This window comes from Candidatus Afararchaeum irisae (genome assembly GCA_034190545.1).
GTDB lineage: Archaea > Halobacteriota > Halobacteria > Halobacteriales > Afararchaeaceae > Afararchaeum > Afararchaeum irisae.
In genome coordinates, this window is the sequence record JAXIOF010000027.1 from 25,097 (window position 1) to 39,391 (window position 14,295).

Genomic DNA, 14,295 nt, shown 5'->3' on the forward strand with positions numbered 1-14,295 from the left:
ACATATGTCAGAGACAGCACCAACAGAGTACGACTACCCCGAGGTAGACGCGTCCGAGATAAAGAACGTTCCCGCTGAGAGGGAGATGGAACAGTCGTACATCGACTACGCGATGTCGGTGATAGCGGGACGTGCTCTACCCGACGTACGTGACGGTCTCAAGCCCGTCCACCGCAGGATACTCTATGCGATGCACGGCGAGGGTATCACGAGCCGTTCGGGTCACAGAAAGTCGTCTTCAGTAGTCGGAGAGACTATGGGTAACTTCCATCCCCACGGCGACTCGGCGATATACGACACACTCGTGAGAATGGCACAGGACTTCTCGATGCGTTACCCTCTCGTCGACGGACAGGGTAACTTCGGGTCTATAGACGGAGATCCAGCCGCGGCGATGCGTTACACTGAGGCGAGGATGGCTCCGATAGCCGAGGAGCTTCTGACCGACATAGACAAGGACACCGTCAACTGGGAGTCGAACTACGACGACAGATTAGAGGAGCCAGAGGTTCTCCCCGCGGCGTTCCCCAACCTACTCGTCAACGGCTCGTCGGGAATCGCAGTCGGGATGTCGACCAACATACCTCCGCACAACTTAGGCGAGATAGTCGACGCGACCGTCGAGCTAATAGACAATCCCGAGGCGTCGGTCGAGGATCTGATGGAACACGTCAGAGGTCCCGACTTCCCGACAGGGGGTAAGATAGTCGGCAAGTCGCCGATACGTTCGGCGTACAAGACAGGCAGGGGAAAGGTACGTCTCCGCGGCGAGATAGAGATAGACGAAGACGAACGCCGTATCGTAATCACCGAGATACCGTACCAGGTCGACAAGTCGGATCTCGTCGAGAAGATAGCAGAGCTCGCCGATGAGGGGCGCATAGAGGGAGTCTCGGCTCTCAGAGACGAGTCCGACAGGGACGGTATACGTGTAGTCGTCGACCTCAAGAGGAACGCAGTCGCCGAGGTCGTCAAGAACCAGCTTCTCGACAACACGCGTCTCGAAACCACCTTCGGCATCATAAACCTCGCACTCGTCGACGGACAGCCACGTGTACTCGACCTCAAACAGACACTCGAAGAGTATATACATCACAGGAAGGAGGTCGTCAGAAGACGTTCTGAACACGACTTGGAGGAGGCGAAAGACCGCGCGCATATACTCGAAGGACGTCTCAGAGCGGTCGAGAACGCCGACGAGATCGTCGAGACTATACGTAACTCCGAGGACAGGGACGAGGCGAAGAACGAGATCGTCGAAAGAGGCTTCTCGGAGGAACAGGCAGACCACGTCGTACGTATGCAGTTAGGAAGCCTGACGTCGCTCGAATCCGACGAGATAGAGTCGGAGTACTCCGGCGTACAGGACGACATAGACAGGCTCGAAGCCGTCCTCGCCGACGAGTCGGAGCTTATGAGCCTCATAAAGGAGGAGCTACTCGAAATTAAGCGTGAGTACGCCGACGAGCGCAAGACACGTATAGAGACGGGGAAGGACGAGGTCACCGACGAGGATCTCATACCCGAGAGGGACGTATTCGTAGTTCTTACACGCGACGGATACGTCAAACGTATGAGTCCAGACGAGTTCGACACACAGAGAAGGGGAGGAAAGGGTATCATAGGCGCGAAGGTCAAGGAAGACGACGGGGTAGTTGAGGCGTTCACCGCGAACACACACGACTACCTCCTCGTCTTCACCGACTTAGGAAACGTCCACTGGCTCAAGACCTACCAGATACCCGAGATGAGCCGAACCGCGAGAGGTCGGAGCATAGTCAACCTTCTCGACCTCGAAGACGGCGAGAACGTCACAGCGGTTGAGTCGGTCGAGAGCTTCGAAGACGGAGACGCGAGTCTGTGTGCGGTCACTCGTGAGGGACGTATAAAGAGGACGTCGCTCGAAGCCTTCTCGAACCCCCGAACGGGAGGCATAATAGCCGCCGACCTCGAAGGAGACGACGTCGTAGTCGATACCTGTGTGACTGACCCCGACGTCGACGAGAGGATCGTCGTCGAGACTAGAGACGGAATGGTGATCTGTTTCGACGAGGAGGAGGTTCGTGAGATGGGCAGGAACGCACGCGGAGTTAAGGCTGTAGACCTACAGGACGGCGACGAGGTCGTCAGCGTCTTCACGTCCGAGACCGACTGGGACGACGAGATACTCACGGTTACGACCGACGGATACGCCAAACGGACGCCACAGCCCGAGTACCGGTGTCAGAGCCGGGGAGGAAAGGGACTCATAGACATAGATATAGACGTAGACGCCGATGCCGACTCCGACAGACAGAAGGGAGTAACAGCGTCGTTCAAGATAGAAGGCAACGAGGAGATAGTAGCCGTCTCGGAGACCGGACAGGTCTTACGTACGACAGCCGACGAGGTATCTGAGGTCGGGAGGAACACACAGGGGGTCATACTCATGCGTCTTGAGGAAGACGACGGTGTTGCCTCAGTCTGTCTGATAGAGCCCGACGACGAGTAATAGTAAGTCGGAACACAGCCAATCTATGGACGCCAAGCGACTCAGGAAGACAGCCAAAGTCCTAACCTACGCTACCCTCGTAGTCCCATGGGTCTACTACTCGTACGGGACAGGCTACGCCGTTGTCTTCTCGTTCTTCTCGACCAACTCCTTCCGGAAATTCACCGACATATATAGCTACACGTTCGAGTACACGCACGGTAGCTTCTCGTCAGGATTCCTCTTCTGGCACGTTTCACTCATCCTCGGAGTCGCGTCCGCAGTCTCGGTGTCGAGGCGGAGATACAGGATAGGTAGCGTACTCATGGTGCTCGGCGGCGTCTCTGTCTTCCGCTTTAGCCTCGCATTCGCCGACTCGGTCTCGTACGTCGTTCCCTTCGGATCAGTCTGGATGTTCGTGACTGGTGTTCTCCTTCGTCAGATCAGACGTACGAGTAAGCCGTCCTGACAGCCTGCCGGTACGCCGTCGAACTCTCGACGAGTGAGAGGGCTCTTCTGAGATACGGCTCCGCAGAAGCGAAGACTGCGACTGCTAAGAGAACCAGAGCGACGAAGAGTAGAGCTCCTAAGACGCCTAAGACTACCGACCTGAGAGCCCTCCTCAGATCTATATCGATACTCGGTCTCAGGCGGTCTGTGTTGAGTGGCATAAGGAGAGTTACCGTCGGAGTCTCAAGTAACTATCTGTGACGTCTGTCATACGCATACGCACGGAGAAAGACAAATTTAAGTAGTATGTCAACACTCATCACGCAGTATGGGACTTGTAGTAGCACAGGCACAGATGCTTCCGGTGGGAGCCAACACACTCAAGATAGCACTCCTGGTTCTGGCTCTTCTCTCGACGGTGACGGGACTCTTTAGTTACAAGAGGATAGAGAGCGAGTACGAGGACTCAGGAGACGTGTCGCGCCAGCCCGTACATATACTCTTCAACATCCTTACGGTCGTGGGAGGTGTACTTCTGATAGTCAACCAGCCGTCGACCGACGCGGGCTGGATATTCACGATGTTCGCGACATCGGCTTTCGTGAGCGGCATATTCACATACAGGTCGATGCAGATACAGATGGACAGAGGAGACGACAAGATAGACAAGCCGAGTATGCATCTCGCGGCGGGTCTTTTCCTCGTGATGTACGCCGCGTACATGTCGCTCTGGCACATGGCGGGAATAGGCGGTCTATTCTTCGCTTAGGACTAGCGCCGCGTTGTTTTAATAAGCTGTACCGAGTAGTATGAGGGGATGTCAGAACCAGAGTCAGGGTCAGGGTCAGGGTCAGAGTCAGAATACAGGGTCGAGAAGAAGTCGGAGCTGGGTCTGAGAGAAGTCGTACGTCTCCGTCCACATCTTCTCGGAGGCTCCGCCTACATCAGATGGGACACTAAGGCAGACTCAGGTCAGCGGGCGAGCCTCGACTTCGACAGGCGACACGTGGTACTGCGTGAGCCCGTCTCAGTTCTCGGACACAGTGATGTCGTTAGGTTCGAGATAGACGAAAAGACGGCATCACAGCTCAGGGAAGATATCGAGTCACTGCGTGACGAAGCCGAGGAAGACAGAGACGGAGACTTAGATGGGCTACAGTTCGAGGTCGCCAGACACGACTACACAGTCGACGGGGTCGTGACTCGGAAGAAGGTGCTGGAGCCACTCGACGTCCCCGAGACAGACGACGAACACGAGAGGATAGAGGTGATACGTGAGGTAGTCGGCTGTCACGGCGATCCGTGTAACACTCCCAACTGCTTCTTAGACGCCGAGGTGGGTGAGGTTCTCAGCCTCGACGAGGTCTGGGATGCCTTCGAGAAAGAGTATCCTGACGAGATAAAGAGGGCGAGACGGAGAATCGAAAGGGAGAGAAGACGTGAGGAGAGACGCCGTCTGAGAGAGTCGATGTCGATGGAGGTCGAGGAGAAGGGAGACAGAGGCGAGGGTGACGAACACTCGTTCTATGCTGTCATAGAGGTCACTGACAGAGAGACGGGTGAGGAAGGCAGGTTCGAGGCTGTAAACACCGTGGACATCGGCTACTCAGTCGAGTCCCTCGACGACGTCTCCGACGAGTTCGAGGAGAAAGCGACCGATTACATAGAGGAGTTCTCGCCGGTTCCGACCCATTTCCGTATGTCACAGGGGGAGTCGTAGACGAAAGAAACAGTTAAACTAGTCCCAGACGTAGTCGGGGTATGGAAGTGATTCCCGCCGTAGACATGAAAGACGGAGACTGTGTCCAGCTTGTTCAGGGCGAGGAGGGAACCGGGAAGACCTACGGCGACCCGGTCGAGGCGGCTCAGACCTGGGTCGACGCCGGAGCCGAGACGCTCCACATAGTCGATCTCGACGGTGCGATACACGGCGAGAGGAAGAACTCCGAGGAGGTCGGGCGTATAATAGACGAGACCTCGGTCGGTGTACAGGTGGGAGGGGGTATAAGATCCGTAGAAGACGCTAGGTCGTTCTTCGACGCGGGTGCCGACCGCGTCATAATGGGAACCGCCGCGGTCGAGAACCCCGAGATAGTCGAGGAGGTCAGTGAGTACGGCGATACGATGGTCTCTCTCGACTCAAAGGGAGACGAGGTCGTAGTCGAGGGCTGGAAGGAGGGATCGGGTCTGAGTCCCGTCGAACTCGCGTCGAAGTTCGAGGAGATCGGCGCCGAGTCTATACTCTATACCGACGTCGACAGGGAGGGTCTCTTAGATGGCGTCGAGACATCCACAGTGTCGCAGATCGTCGAGGAGGTATCTATACGCGTCGTGGCGAGTGGAGGGGTTTCGAGCCTCGAAGACATTGAGGCACTCAGAGACACAGGTGCCGACGGAGTCGTGGTAGGTACTGCACTCTACGAGCGACGTATGAGTCTTCAGGACGCAAAGGAGGCAGCGAGAGTATGAACCCAAGCAATCAAACTGAGACTGAGACTCCCAGAGCCGGAAGCTTCGAGAGACAGACGAGCGAGACTTCAGTCGAGGTCAAGATAGACATCGACGGAGCCGGTGACTCCGAGATCGACACGGGCGTGGAGTTCTTCGACCACATGCTCGAAGGCTTCTCTAAACACGGTCTCTTCGACCTCAGGGTCGAGGCGGACGGCGACCTCGAAACGGGCGACCACCACACAGTCGAGGACGTAGGTATCTGTATCGGAGAGGCTTTGGACAACGCTCTCGGCGACAAGACAGGTATCAGAAGGTTCGGAGACGCGAGAGCACCCTTGGACGAGGCTGTCTCGTCTGTCGTCGTCGACATCAGCGGACGTCCCTACTTCGCCGAGGACGTCTCCGACGACTTCGACCGCGAGAGGATAGCCGACATGTCTACTCAGATGGTGACACATTTCTTCAGGTCGCTCGCGTCGAACGCGGATCTGACACTCCACGTAGAAGCCGAAGGCGACAACGACCACCACATAGCCGAGTCACTCTTCAAGGCTTTCGGGCTCGCCTTAGACGAGGCTACACGTATAGACGAGAGGAAGAAAGGAGTTCCGAGTACTAAGGGAGAGCTCTAAGCCGACGTGTTTCTCTGCTTGTTCTTCGGACGTAGCTTCTTGTAGCCACACTTTCTGCACTGTTCGGCACCCTGTGGGTTGCGAGCGTCACATCTCATGCATATGTCGACGTCGAGAAGACGTCTCTCTGCTTCGGGAAAGTCAGCCATACCTCGTATTTCGAGGCGCGGAAGTTAACCTTAACGTTTCGCATTAAGGTACTCGTCCTGAACCTCGACGACCTCAGAGCTGTCTTCACAGTCGGAGTATCTTTCGAGAGGCTCACGGTTGAGACTCAGAAAGGTCTCTCCCCACGAGAAGTTCGAGAGTATCTGACGTGCCTCGTCGTCGTAGCCGAGTATATATAAAGCCGCAGCCACAGCCTCTGCGGTGTTGAGACGGAACGGCTTGCCGTAGTTGATGGGGTTCGCAGCGACGAGAAACGGCAGACTCCTCGACTCGTGTCTCGTGTTTCTCTCGAATATCTCCTCGGCTGACTCCCACGACGCGTCGACTGCGACGACGGGTTTTGAGTCAGTCGGGGATAGGGCTGTCTCGGAGTAAGGATCGAGTAGAGTCCCTGTCGGTGTCTCCTCGAAGTTAGGGTGCAGAGTCACCTGTCGTTCCTTTTCGAGACGTCTCGCAGTACATTTCTTGGGGTCGTCGTCGCCCTCGTAGTAGATATCTACTCCTTTGAGAGTCGGGTTCACTGGCTGAATGTAGAGATCCGAGAACCATATACGTACCGCGTCTTGGATTATTATCTATAATGATGGTCTTAAACTAAGTAAAGGCAGCCAGTACAGACTTATATGTCGAAGCCATAGACCCGGCTATGAAGGCTTCAGATCTACTTGTGGAATGTCTTGAGGTCGAGGGCATAGAACACGTCTTCGGTCTCCCGGGGGAAGAGACCGAGGATCTACTCTTCTCTCTACGTGACTCCGACATAGAGTTCATACCCGTCCGCCACGAACAGGGTGCTGCGTTCATGGCAGACGTACACGGACGTCTCACGGGAGACGCGGGCGTCTGTCTATCGACACTTGGACCCGGAGCTACCAACCTTATAACGGGAGTCGCCGATGCACAGCTCGACAAGAGTCCCACGGTTGCTATAACGAGTCAGGCGGGAAGGGAACGTCTCCACAAGGAGAGCCACCAGGCACTCGACATAGTCGAGATGTTCGAACCCGTCACGAAATGGAACGCACAGATCAACGACCCATCTATCATAAACGAGTCTGTGAGGAAGGCTTTCAAGCTCGCCGAGTTCGAGAAGCCGGGCGCGACACATATAGAGTTCCCAGAGGACGTCGCAGACGAGAAGGTCGGGGAGCGTCCGATGGAGCCGAGACAGCGTGTGAGACGTCCCGATCCCGACATGGCTTCAGTAGAGAGAGCCAAGAACCTCCTCGAAGACGCTGAAAGACCTCTCATAATCGCGGGAAACGGTGCTGTCAGAACCGACGCCTCCGAACGTCTCAGGACTCTCGTTGACACGACGTGTATTCCGGTCGCTGCGACCTACATGGGAAAGGGTGCGGTCTCAGACAGAAACTCGTGTTCACTCTTCACACTCGACTCGGGAGACCACGAGGAGGCTTCCGACGCCATAGCCAAGTCGGACGTCCTGATCACGGTCGGATTCGACATAGCCGAACACGACCCGGGAGACTGGAAGATAGACGACGACACCTCGATTATACATATAGACTACGAGCCCGCCGAGGTATACGACGCCTACAACCCCGACGTCGAGATAGTCTCCGACATATCGGCGGCTATACGTGAGCTCCTCAACATGAACCTCGGCGAGTTCGACACCCAATGGTACGCCGACCTGCGCGACCACCTTCTGTCGGACGTCATGAAACAGCCCGCCGAGAGGCACGACTTGACGGTCAGAGGCGTCTTACCCGTACTCAGAGAGATAATGGACGACGACGACGTTCTGATCTCCGACGTCGGGAGCCACAAGATGGAGATAGCACAGAACTACCCGACCTACGAGCCCAACACGTGTATAATCTCGAACGGTCTCGCGAGCATGGGTATAGCCGTCCCGGGAGGGATCGCCGCCGACTTGGCTGTCGAATCGAACGTCGTCGCCGCGACGGGAGACGGAGGCTTCCTCATGAACTCCGCCGAGCTTGAGACCGCACAGCGTCTCGGCTGTTCGTACACAGTACTCCTGTTCAACGACAATGACTACGGTCTGATCTCCGAGAAACAGAACCGACACAGGGGCGAGGACTTCGGGACACGTATCGGAAACCCCGACTTCGTCGAGTACGCCGAGAGCTTCGGGATAGAAGCCTACCGACCCGAGAGATGGGACGACGTCGAGCCGATGATTCAGGAAGCCGTCGAGTCGGACGAGATGTCACTCGTAGAGATCAGACTCGAAGACTGAGAATGGAGTTCAGAGAGTTCGCCGAGAAAGCCGAGAAGGTAGAGGAGCTGTCGGGCGACTACGACAAGACAGACGAGGTCGCGCGTCTCTTCGACGAATCTGAGACCGACTGTGACCTCGAAATCTCTGCGCGTTTCATACAGGGAAGAGTCTTCGCGTCTTGGGACGACACCAAGCTCGATGTCGGCAGGTCGCTCCTCTACGACAGTCTGAGCCTCGCCACAGGCGTCACCGCCGATGAGGTCGAGGAGAAGGTTAAGGATATGGGAGACGTGGGTCTCGCAGCCGAGAGCTTCGACTACGGCGGACAGATGACACTCGGCACCACGGATCTGACTCTTGAGTACGTCCACAGACGTCTTAGTGACCTCGCCGAAGCCTCGGGTGGAGGGAGCCAGAAGAAGAAGGTACGTACACTTTCCGACCTCTTCAACGACGCGACCCCGAAGGAGGCGAAGTACATAGCACGTCTCGTAGCGGGAGAGATGAGAGTCGGTGTCTCAGAAGGTACCGTGAGGGACGCCGTAGCCGAGGCTTTCGATGTGGACGTCGACGAGGTCGAGAGAGGTCTGATGGTCACTAATGACGCCGGTGAGGTCGCAGTACGCGCGAGGGATGGAGAACTATCGGGTCTTAGGATGGAGGTGGGTAGACCCGTCAAGCCGATGCTCGCACAGGCGGGGAGCGTCGAAGACCTCATCGAGGAGGCGGGTGAGGTAGCCGTAGAGACGAAGTACGACGGCGCAAGACTCCAGATACACAGAAACAGAGACACGAAAGACGCCGAGTACAAGTACGGTTACAGTCTCTTCTCACGTAAACTGGAGGACGTTACTGAGTCGCTTCCCGATGTCGTCGAGATACTCGAAGAAAGCATACAGGTCGACGAGAGTCTAATACTCGACTCGGAGGTAGTCGCAGTCGAGGACGGCGAGCCACTCGCATTTCAGGAGGTTCTGAGGAGGTTCAGAAGGAAGTACGACGTAGACAGGATGACCGACGAGGTCGAGCTACAGGTCAACGTCTTCGACATACTCTACAGGGAAAACCAAGGTGAGCTAATAGATCTTCCACTGAGACAGAGATACAGCCACCTCGACGAAGTCGTCCCATGCAACTCCGCCGACCACACGGTGACCGACGACCTCGAAGAGGTCAGACGTGTCGAGAAGAAAGCACTCGACGACGGACAGGAAGGCATAATGGTCAAAAAGCCCGGCAGCACCTACTCGCCTGGGAAGAGAGGCAAGGACTGGATAAAGGTAAAGCCAGAGCCCGAGACTCTCGATCTCATAGTCGTCGGGGGAGAGTGGGGTGAGGGGAGACGAGCCGACGAGATAGGTAGCTATCTACTCGCCGCTAAGGACGGATCGGATCTCAGAACCGTCGGCAAGGTCGCTACGGGTCTCACAGACGCCGACCTCGGACGTCTCACACAGAGGTTCGAGCCTCTCATAATCCACGAGAACGGAAAGGAGATAGAGTTCAGACCCGAGGTCGTCTTCGAGGTCGGATACGAGGAGATACAGACGTCTCCGAAGTACACGAGCGGCTACGCTCTGAGGTTCCCGAGGTTCCTGGGTGTCAGAGAGGACAAATCCGTCGACGACGCCGACACGGTCGAGAGGATAGAACGCCTGAGGGAGAACTGATTCCCTCACCCAGCACTCCGTCTTCAGTCTTGGCTCGTGGCGTTCGCATCGACGTACGCCGCTACGAAGACTGAGACGACTGCGGCGAATCCAAGGTACAGCGTCAGGGTTCCTCCCACAGAGCCCCATATTAGGAAGAAGACTGCGGCGGGGAGTGACTTCAGGAATGACGAAAGTACGAGACACGAGTTCCCTCTGACACAGTTCAGACCCGCGGTTCCGACTCCCGCGACTATCGGAAGGAGAGTCCCTGTGAGTCCTACGGCTAAGGATACCATTCTGTTCTGTCTACGCGGAGGGGACATATAAGTCCGGAGATATGAACTCCACAGATTTGATTATGTTAGGAGAGTACACCGACTGCTTCAGGCAACGGTGTACCGAGAGCCAAGACTCCGACGACGAATCCCGCAATCGTCCCTCCGTTGAGCAAGGGGAGTCCTGCGTGGGGCTTCCCCTTCGAGACGAGGTACATCAGCGCGGCGAAGCCGACGAAAGATCCCACGATTCCTCCGAGTGCGGGATAGTTGAGAGCTATCGGAAGACCGAGGTCGCCGCCGAGGAAATGGGCACTACTCGCTATCAGAACCGAGGGGATGACGGCGTCTCCGAGACCCATGAAGAAGGCATCCCTGTCGTCTTGGCTCGTCTCGTCGTCTTCGTCTCCGTCTCCGCCTGTCCCTGTTCCCGTTGGGTCTCCCTGCTTTGACGCCTCTATGAAAGAGTAGCCGGGCTTAGTTGGGACTATGAAGAGTATCGGAAGACGCATCTCGCTGACACCCTCGGCGAGCGCGAGCATGTGTTTCGTTCTGTAGACTGCTATCGCGTCGTAGACTGCAAGGAGGACGAGAAGAACCAGGGACGGGAGTACTCCGAAGCTGATTCCGAAGAGCCCTCCTCCCGCGCCACCCATCAGAACCGCGGCGGAGTCTATGACGTACCACTCGGGGTAGAGATAGAGGAGAACTGCGACCCCCGCGCCTCCGAGTAGGGCGAACGGAAGGGGGAGTAAGACGCTGAGGGCGTAGTAAGACAGACTTCCCGCGCTGAGTAGGATGACACCTCTCAGAACCCAGTCCATGCCGTACTTCATGACAGCCAGCATGACTCCGGTGAAGACGAGTATGAATGCGATGTAGACTACCGAGTTGATGGGATTACTCGGGTTCTGAGTAGCCTGCATTCCGGCTGCGTCGAAACGTGGCACGAGGGCGAGAGACAGTACTTCGACGCCGAGCATTAGGGCACCCATCGAGACGTAAGGAAGGACTCCTCGTAGACGTAGACGTAGATGTCGGCGTGGCATTAGAGGAAGATACCGTCTCGGACATATGGTTCTTCTCCTTTCCCCTTTCTCACCGCAACTCTTTTGCTCGGAATCCACGTCTCGCCCGTATGGGTGCTGACATAGGCAGTCTCGTCTCTAAACGTGAGATACAGGTCGAGGAAGCGAGCGGAAAGGTCGGAATGGACGCCTTCAACACCTTATACAGCTTCCTCGCCAACATAAGACAGCGCGACGGAACCCCCCTGAAGGACTCGAAGGGACGCGTGACTTCACATCTCAGCGGTCTTCTCTACAGGAACGCCAACCTATTCGAGGCAGGTATAAAGCCGTGTTACGTCTTCGACGGTGCACCGCCTCAGCTAAAGTCAGAGACCGTAGAGAAGAGGCAAGAGAGACGCGAGGAGGCAGAGGAGGCATACGAGGAGGCGAAGCAGGAGGGAGACACAGAGGAGATGTTCCGGAGGGCACAGCAGGCGACGAGTATACGTGAGGAAGAAGTCGAGACTAGCATAAAGCTTCTCGATGCCCTCAATATTCCCTGGGTAGAGGCTCCGAGCGAGGGCGAGGCACAGGCTGCGGCGATGGTCGTAGACGGCGACCTCGACTACGTCGGATCTCAGGACTACGACGCTGTGCTCTTCGGTGCTCCCGAACTCGTGAGGAACCTCGCTGTGAGGGGAAAGGGAGACAGAGACCTGACTCCTGAGTTAGTGAGTCTCGAAGACACACTCGACTCGCTCGGGATGACACGTTCCGAGCTCATAGAGGTCGCCATACTCGTCGGAACCGACTACAACGACGGCGTACACGGAGTCGGTCCTAAGACAGCCGTCGATCTGATACGTGACGAGGGAATGAGCATCAACGAGGCTCTCGACGAGTACGACGCCGAGATAGACTGGAAGCCGATAAAAGATCTCTATCTCGACCCCGAGGTCGAACGTGGCTACGACTTAGACTTAGACTGGGGCGCGCCCGACGAGGAAGAGGTCGTCGACCTCCTGTGTGGCGAACACGACTTCTCGGAGGACAGGGTGAGATCCGCAGTCGGCAGAATCTCCTCGGCGGTCGAACAGAGCTCTCTCGACAGATGGACGTAACGATGGAGTTAACTTCGAGCCCTATCTATCTTTTAAATAACTATGTCGGGTCAGGATCAGACGGAAGCCGAGGGACGTACGGATCTCAGGACTCCTATAGTGAGTGTCCTGGGTCACGTCGACCACGGCAAGACTACTCTTCTCGATAAGGTACGAGGGACTGCTGTCGCTGAGGGTGAGGCGGGTGCTATAACCCAGCACATAGGGGCTACTGCGGTTCCGATAGACGTCATAGAGGGAATCTGTTCGTCGCTCATCTCGGAGGAGTTCGAGGTTCCGGGTCTCCTCTTCATAGACACGCCCGGACACCACGCATTCACGACACTGCGTTCGAGGGGTGGTGCTCTCTCGGACATCGCTATCGTAGTCGTCGACATAAACGACGGCTTCCAGCCTCAGACACTCGAAGCCCTACGGATTCTGTCGCAGTACGAGACTCCGTTCGTCCTCGCAGCCAACAAGATAGACATGCTCCCGGGATGGGAGTCGGAGGAGGACGTGCCGTTCCAGAAGACCTACCAGAACCAGTCGGAGAAGGTACAGCAGAGACTCGACAACGCTCTCTACGAGATCATAGGCGACCTCCACGAGGAGGGATTCCACGCCGACAGATACGACAGGATAGACAACTTCAGGAGCAACATAGGAATCGTACCCATAAGCGCGCTCACGGGGGAGGGGATCGGCGACCTCTTTATGGTTCTCGTCGGACTCGCACAGACCTACCTCAAGGAGAACCTCGAACTCCACGCCGAGGGTCCCGGAGTCGGAACCGTCGTCGAGATAAAGGAGGAGAGAGGCTTCGGGACGACCGTCGACATAATACTCTACGACGGCGTCGTGAACGTCGGAGACGAGATAGTCGTCGGCGGCAAACGTGACCCGATCACGACGGAGATACGTGCTCTACTGCGTCCGAAGCCACTCGCCGAGATGAGGGAGGACGCGGGGTTCGAACAGGTCGATCAGGTAACAGCCGCAGACGGAATAAAGGTCGCAGCACCCGACCTCGACGACGCGATGGCAGGAGCGCCCATACGTGTCGTGGGAGACGACGAGACAGCCGACGAGGTCGCCGAGGAAGTGCGTGAGGAGATGGAGTCCGCCGAGATCGAGACGGGTAAGGAAGGCGTGACTATCAAAGCCGACACTCTCGGCTCTGTCGAGGCTCTCGGAAAGGCACTCTCGGAGGAGGAGATCAAGATACACAAGGCAGACGAGGGCTCTGTCACTAAGAGAGACGTCATAGACGCTGAGACCGCAGACGAGAGGAAGCACAGGGCTATACTCGCGTTCAACATAGACGTGCTCGACGAGGCGCGTGAGTACGCTCAGAACTCGCTCGTCAAGATATTCGAGGGGAAGGTCATCTACCGTCTCATAGAGGAGTACGAGGACTGGGTCGAGGGGATCGAGTCCGAACGTACCGAGAAGATGCTCGAATCCGTCGTGCGTCCCTCGAAGTTCCGTATACTCCCAGACCACGTCTTCAGACAGTCAGACCCCGCCGTCGTGGGTGTCGAGATACTCGGTGGGCATCTCGAGAAAAATATTCCGGTGGCGAAGGACGGCGACAGGGTCGGAAACGTCAAGGGAATACAGAGACAGGGTGACGACGTCGACTCCGCCGACGAGGGCGAGAGAGTCTCGGTGGCTATCGACGGTCCAACCGTTGGAAGACAGATAGACGAGGAGGACGTCCTCTACGCCGAGATTCCCGAGAAACACGCGAAGGCTCTCGAACAGGAGATGTACGACGCCCTCGAAGACTCCGAACAGGAGATACTCGACGAGTACCTCGAAGAGAAGAGACAGATCGATCCTTTCTGGGGGAAGTAGGCTTTTCGTTTTCGA

At 56.6% G+C, this 14,295-nt stretch carries 15 protein-coding genes; 10 read left to right on the top strand and 5 right to left on the bottom strand.

What is annotated here, in order from left to right:
- Positions 1-4: 4 nt before the first annotated feature.
- The gene (gene gyrA / locus SV253_03765; GenBank protein MDY6775182.1) at positions 5-2,491 is read left to right on the top strand and encodes a DNA gyrase subunit A; all 2,487 of its coding nucleotides are present in this window, start codon (positions 5-7) and stop codon (positions 2,489-2,491) included.
- A gap of 25 nt (positions 2,492-2,516) precedes the next feature.
- Positions 2,517-2,939: a hypothetical protein gene (locus SV253_03770; GenBank protein ID MDY6775183.1), complete on the top strand. Its 423-nt coding sequence runs from the start codon at positions 2,517-2,519 to the stop codon at positions 2,937-2,939.
- Here SV253_03770 and SV253_03775 read toward each other — a convergent pair.
- On the bottom strand, positions 2,914-3,141 hold the full coding sequence (locus tag SV253_03775) for a hypothetical protein (protein MDY6775184.1): 228 nt from the start codon (positions 3,139-3,141) through the stop codon (positions 2,914-2,916). The genes SV253_03770 and SV253_03775 overlap by 26 nt on opposite strands.
- 107 nt (positions 3,142-3,248) lie before the next feature.
- On the opposite strand from SV253_03775, the gene SV253_03780 reads away from it, so the two are divergent.
- Genes SV253_03780 through hisB form a run of 4 tightly spaced genes read left to right on the top strand, consistent with a single transcriptional unit; the run spans position 3,249 to position 6,006 of the window.
- Positions 3,249-3,689, top strand: a complete 441-nt coding sequence (locus tag SV253_03780; protein ID MDY6775185.1) for a hypothetical protein — start codon at positions 3,249-3,251, stop codon at positions 3,687-3,689.
- Positions 3,690-3,737: 48 nt separating this feature from the next.
- Positions 3,738-4,640, top strand: a complete 903-nt coding sequence (locus tag SV253_03785) for a hypothetical protein (GenBank protein ID MDY6775186.1) — start codon at positions 3,738-3,740, stop codon at positions 4,638-4,640.
- A 41-nt stretch (positions 4,641-4,681) separates the two neighbouring features.
- Positions 4,682-5,389 (top strand): 1-(5-phosphoribosyl)-5-[(5-phosphoribosylamino)methylideneamino]imidazole-4-carboxamide isomerase, encoded by a 708-nt coding sequence (gene hisA / locus SV253_03790; protein ID MDY6775187.1) that lies wholly within the window; start codon positions 4,682-4,684, stop codon positions 5,387-5,389.
- A complete protein-coding gene (gene hisB / locus SV253_03795; protein MDY6775188.1) occupies positions 5,386-6,006 on the top strand; it encodes an imidazoleglycerol-phosphate dehydratase HisB in 621 nt (206 codons plus the stop codon). The genes hisA and hisB overlap by 4 nt, the downstream gene beginning before the upstream one ends.
- On the opposite strand, the gene SV253_03800 is transcribed toward hisB, so the two are convergent.
- Positions 6,003-6,155: a 50S ribosomal protein L40e gene (locus SV253_03800; protein MDY6775189.1), complete on the bottom strand. Its 153-nt coding sequence runs from the start codon at positions 6,153-6,155 to the stop codon at positions 6,003-6,005. The genes hisB and SV253_03800 overlap by 4 nt on opposite strands.
- A 30-nt stretch (positions 6,156-6,185) precedes the next feature.
- Positions 6,186-6,695 carry a DUF367 family protein gene (locus SV253_03805; GenBank protein ID MDY6775190.1) on the bottom strand — a complete coding sequence of 170 codons (510 nt, stop codon included), beginning with the start codon at positions 6,693-6,695 and terminating at the stop codon, positions 6,186-6,188.
- A 125-nt stretch (positions 6,696-6,820) separates the two neighbouring features.
- Here SV253_03805 and SV253_03810 point away from each other — a divergent pair, with 125 nt between their 5' ends.
- The gene (locus tag SV253_03810) at positions 6,821-8,401 is read left to right on the top strand and encodes an acetolactate synthase large subunit (GenBank protein MDY6775191.1); all 1,581 of its coding nucleotides are present in this window, start codon (positions 6,821-6,823) and stop codon (positions 8,399-8,401) included.
- Between the two features lie 2 nt (positions 8,402-8,403).
- A complete protein-coding gene (locus SV253_03815; protein MDY6775192.1) occupies positions 8,404-10,053 on the top strand; it encodes an ATP-dependent DNA ligase in 1,650 nt (549 codons plus the stop codon).
- 23 nt (positions 10,054-10,076) lie between these two features.
- Here SV253_03815 and SV253_03820 read toward each other — a convergent pair whose 3' ends face one another.
- Complete coding sequence (locus SV253_03820) at positions 10,077-10,331, bottom strand: hypothetical protein (protein MDY6775193.1); 255 nt, start codon at positions 10,329-10,331, stop codon at positions 10,077-10,079.
- Positions 10,332-10,396: 65 nt separating this feature from the next.
- Positions 10,397-11,305: a presenilin family intramembrane aspartyl protease PSH gene (locus SV253_03825; GenBank protein MDY6775194.1), complete on the bottom strand. Its 909-nt coding sequence runs from the start codon at positions 11,303-11,305 to the stop codon at positions 10,397-10,399.
- Positions 11,306-11,448: 143 nt separating this feature from the next.
- Here SV253_03825 and fen point away from each other — a divergent pair, with 143 nt between their 5' ends.
- Positions 11,449-12,441, top strand: coding sequence for a flap endonuclease-1 (fen, locus tag SV253_03830; protein MDY6775195.1), 993 nt, complete (start codon positions 11,449-11,451; stop codon positions 12,439-12,441).
- A gap of 42 nt (positions 12,442-12,483) precedes the next feature.
- Entirely contained in the window at positions 12,484-14,280 is a 1,797-nt protein-coding gene (gene infB, locus SV253_03835; GenBank protein ID MDY6775196.1) for a translation initiation factor IF-2, read from the top strand.
- Positions 14,281-14,295 lie beyond the last annotated feature (15 nt).

Bases quoted from the DNA above. Each gene is read 5' to 3' on its own strand.
- gyrA (MDY6775182.1), top strand. From the start codon at position 5: ATGTCAGAGACAGCACCAACAGAGTACGACTACCCCGAGGTAGACGCG.
- SV253_03770 (MDY6775183.1), top strand. From the start codon at position 2,517: ATGGACGCCAAGCGACTCAGGAAGACAGCCAAAGTCCTAACCTACGCT.
- SV253_03775 (MDY6775184.1), bottom strand. From the start codon at position 3,141: ATGCCACTCAACACAGACCGCCTGAGACCGAGTATCGATATAGATCTG.
- SV253_03780 (MDY6775185.1), top strand. From the start codon at position 3,249: ATGGGACTTGTAGTAGCACAGGCACAGATGCTTCCGGTGGGAGCCAAC.
- SV253_03785 (MDY6775186.1), top strand. From the start codon at position 3,738: ATGTCAGAACCAGAGTCAGGGTCAGGGTCAGGGTCAGAGTCAGAATAC.
- hisA (MDY6775187.1), top strand. From the start codon at position 4,682: ATGGAAGTGATTCCCGCCGTAGACATGAAAGACGGAGACTGTGTCCAG.
- hisB (MDY6775188.1), top strand. From the start codon at position 5,386: ATGAACCCAAGCAATCAAACTGAGACTGAGACTCCCAGAGCCGGAAGC.
- SV253_03800 (MDY6775189.1), bottom strand. From the start codon at position 6,155: ATGGCTGACTTTCCCGAAGCAGAGAGACGTCTTCTCGACGTCGACATA.
- SV253_03810 (MDY6775191.1), top strand. From the start codon at position 6,821: ATGAAGGCTTCAGATCTACTTGTGGAATGTCTTGAGGTCGAGGGCATA.
- SV253_03815 (MDY6775192.1), top strand. From the start codon at position 8,404: ATGGAGTTCAGAGAGTTCGCCGAGAAAGCCGAGAAGGTAGAGGAGCTG.
- SV253_03820 (MDY6775193.1), bottom strand. From the start codon at position 10,331: ATGGTATCCTTAGCCGTAGGACTCACAGGGACTCTCCTTCCGATAGTC.
- SV253_03825 (MDY6775194.1), bottom strand. From the start codon at position 11,305: ATGGGTGCCCTAATGCTCGGCGTCGAAGTACTGTCTCTCGCCCTCGTG.
- fen (MDY6775195.1), top strand. From the start codon at position 11,449: ATGGGTGCTGACATAGGCAGTCTCGTCTCTAAACGTGAGATACAGGTC.
- infB (MDY6775196.1), top strand. From the start codon at position 12,484: ATGTCGGGTCAGGATCAGACGGAAGCCGAGGGACGTACGGATCTCAGG.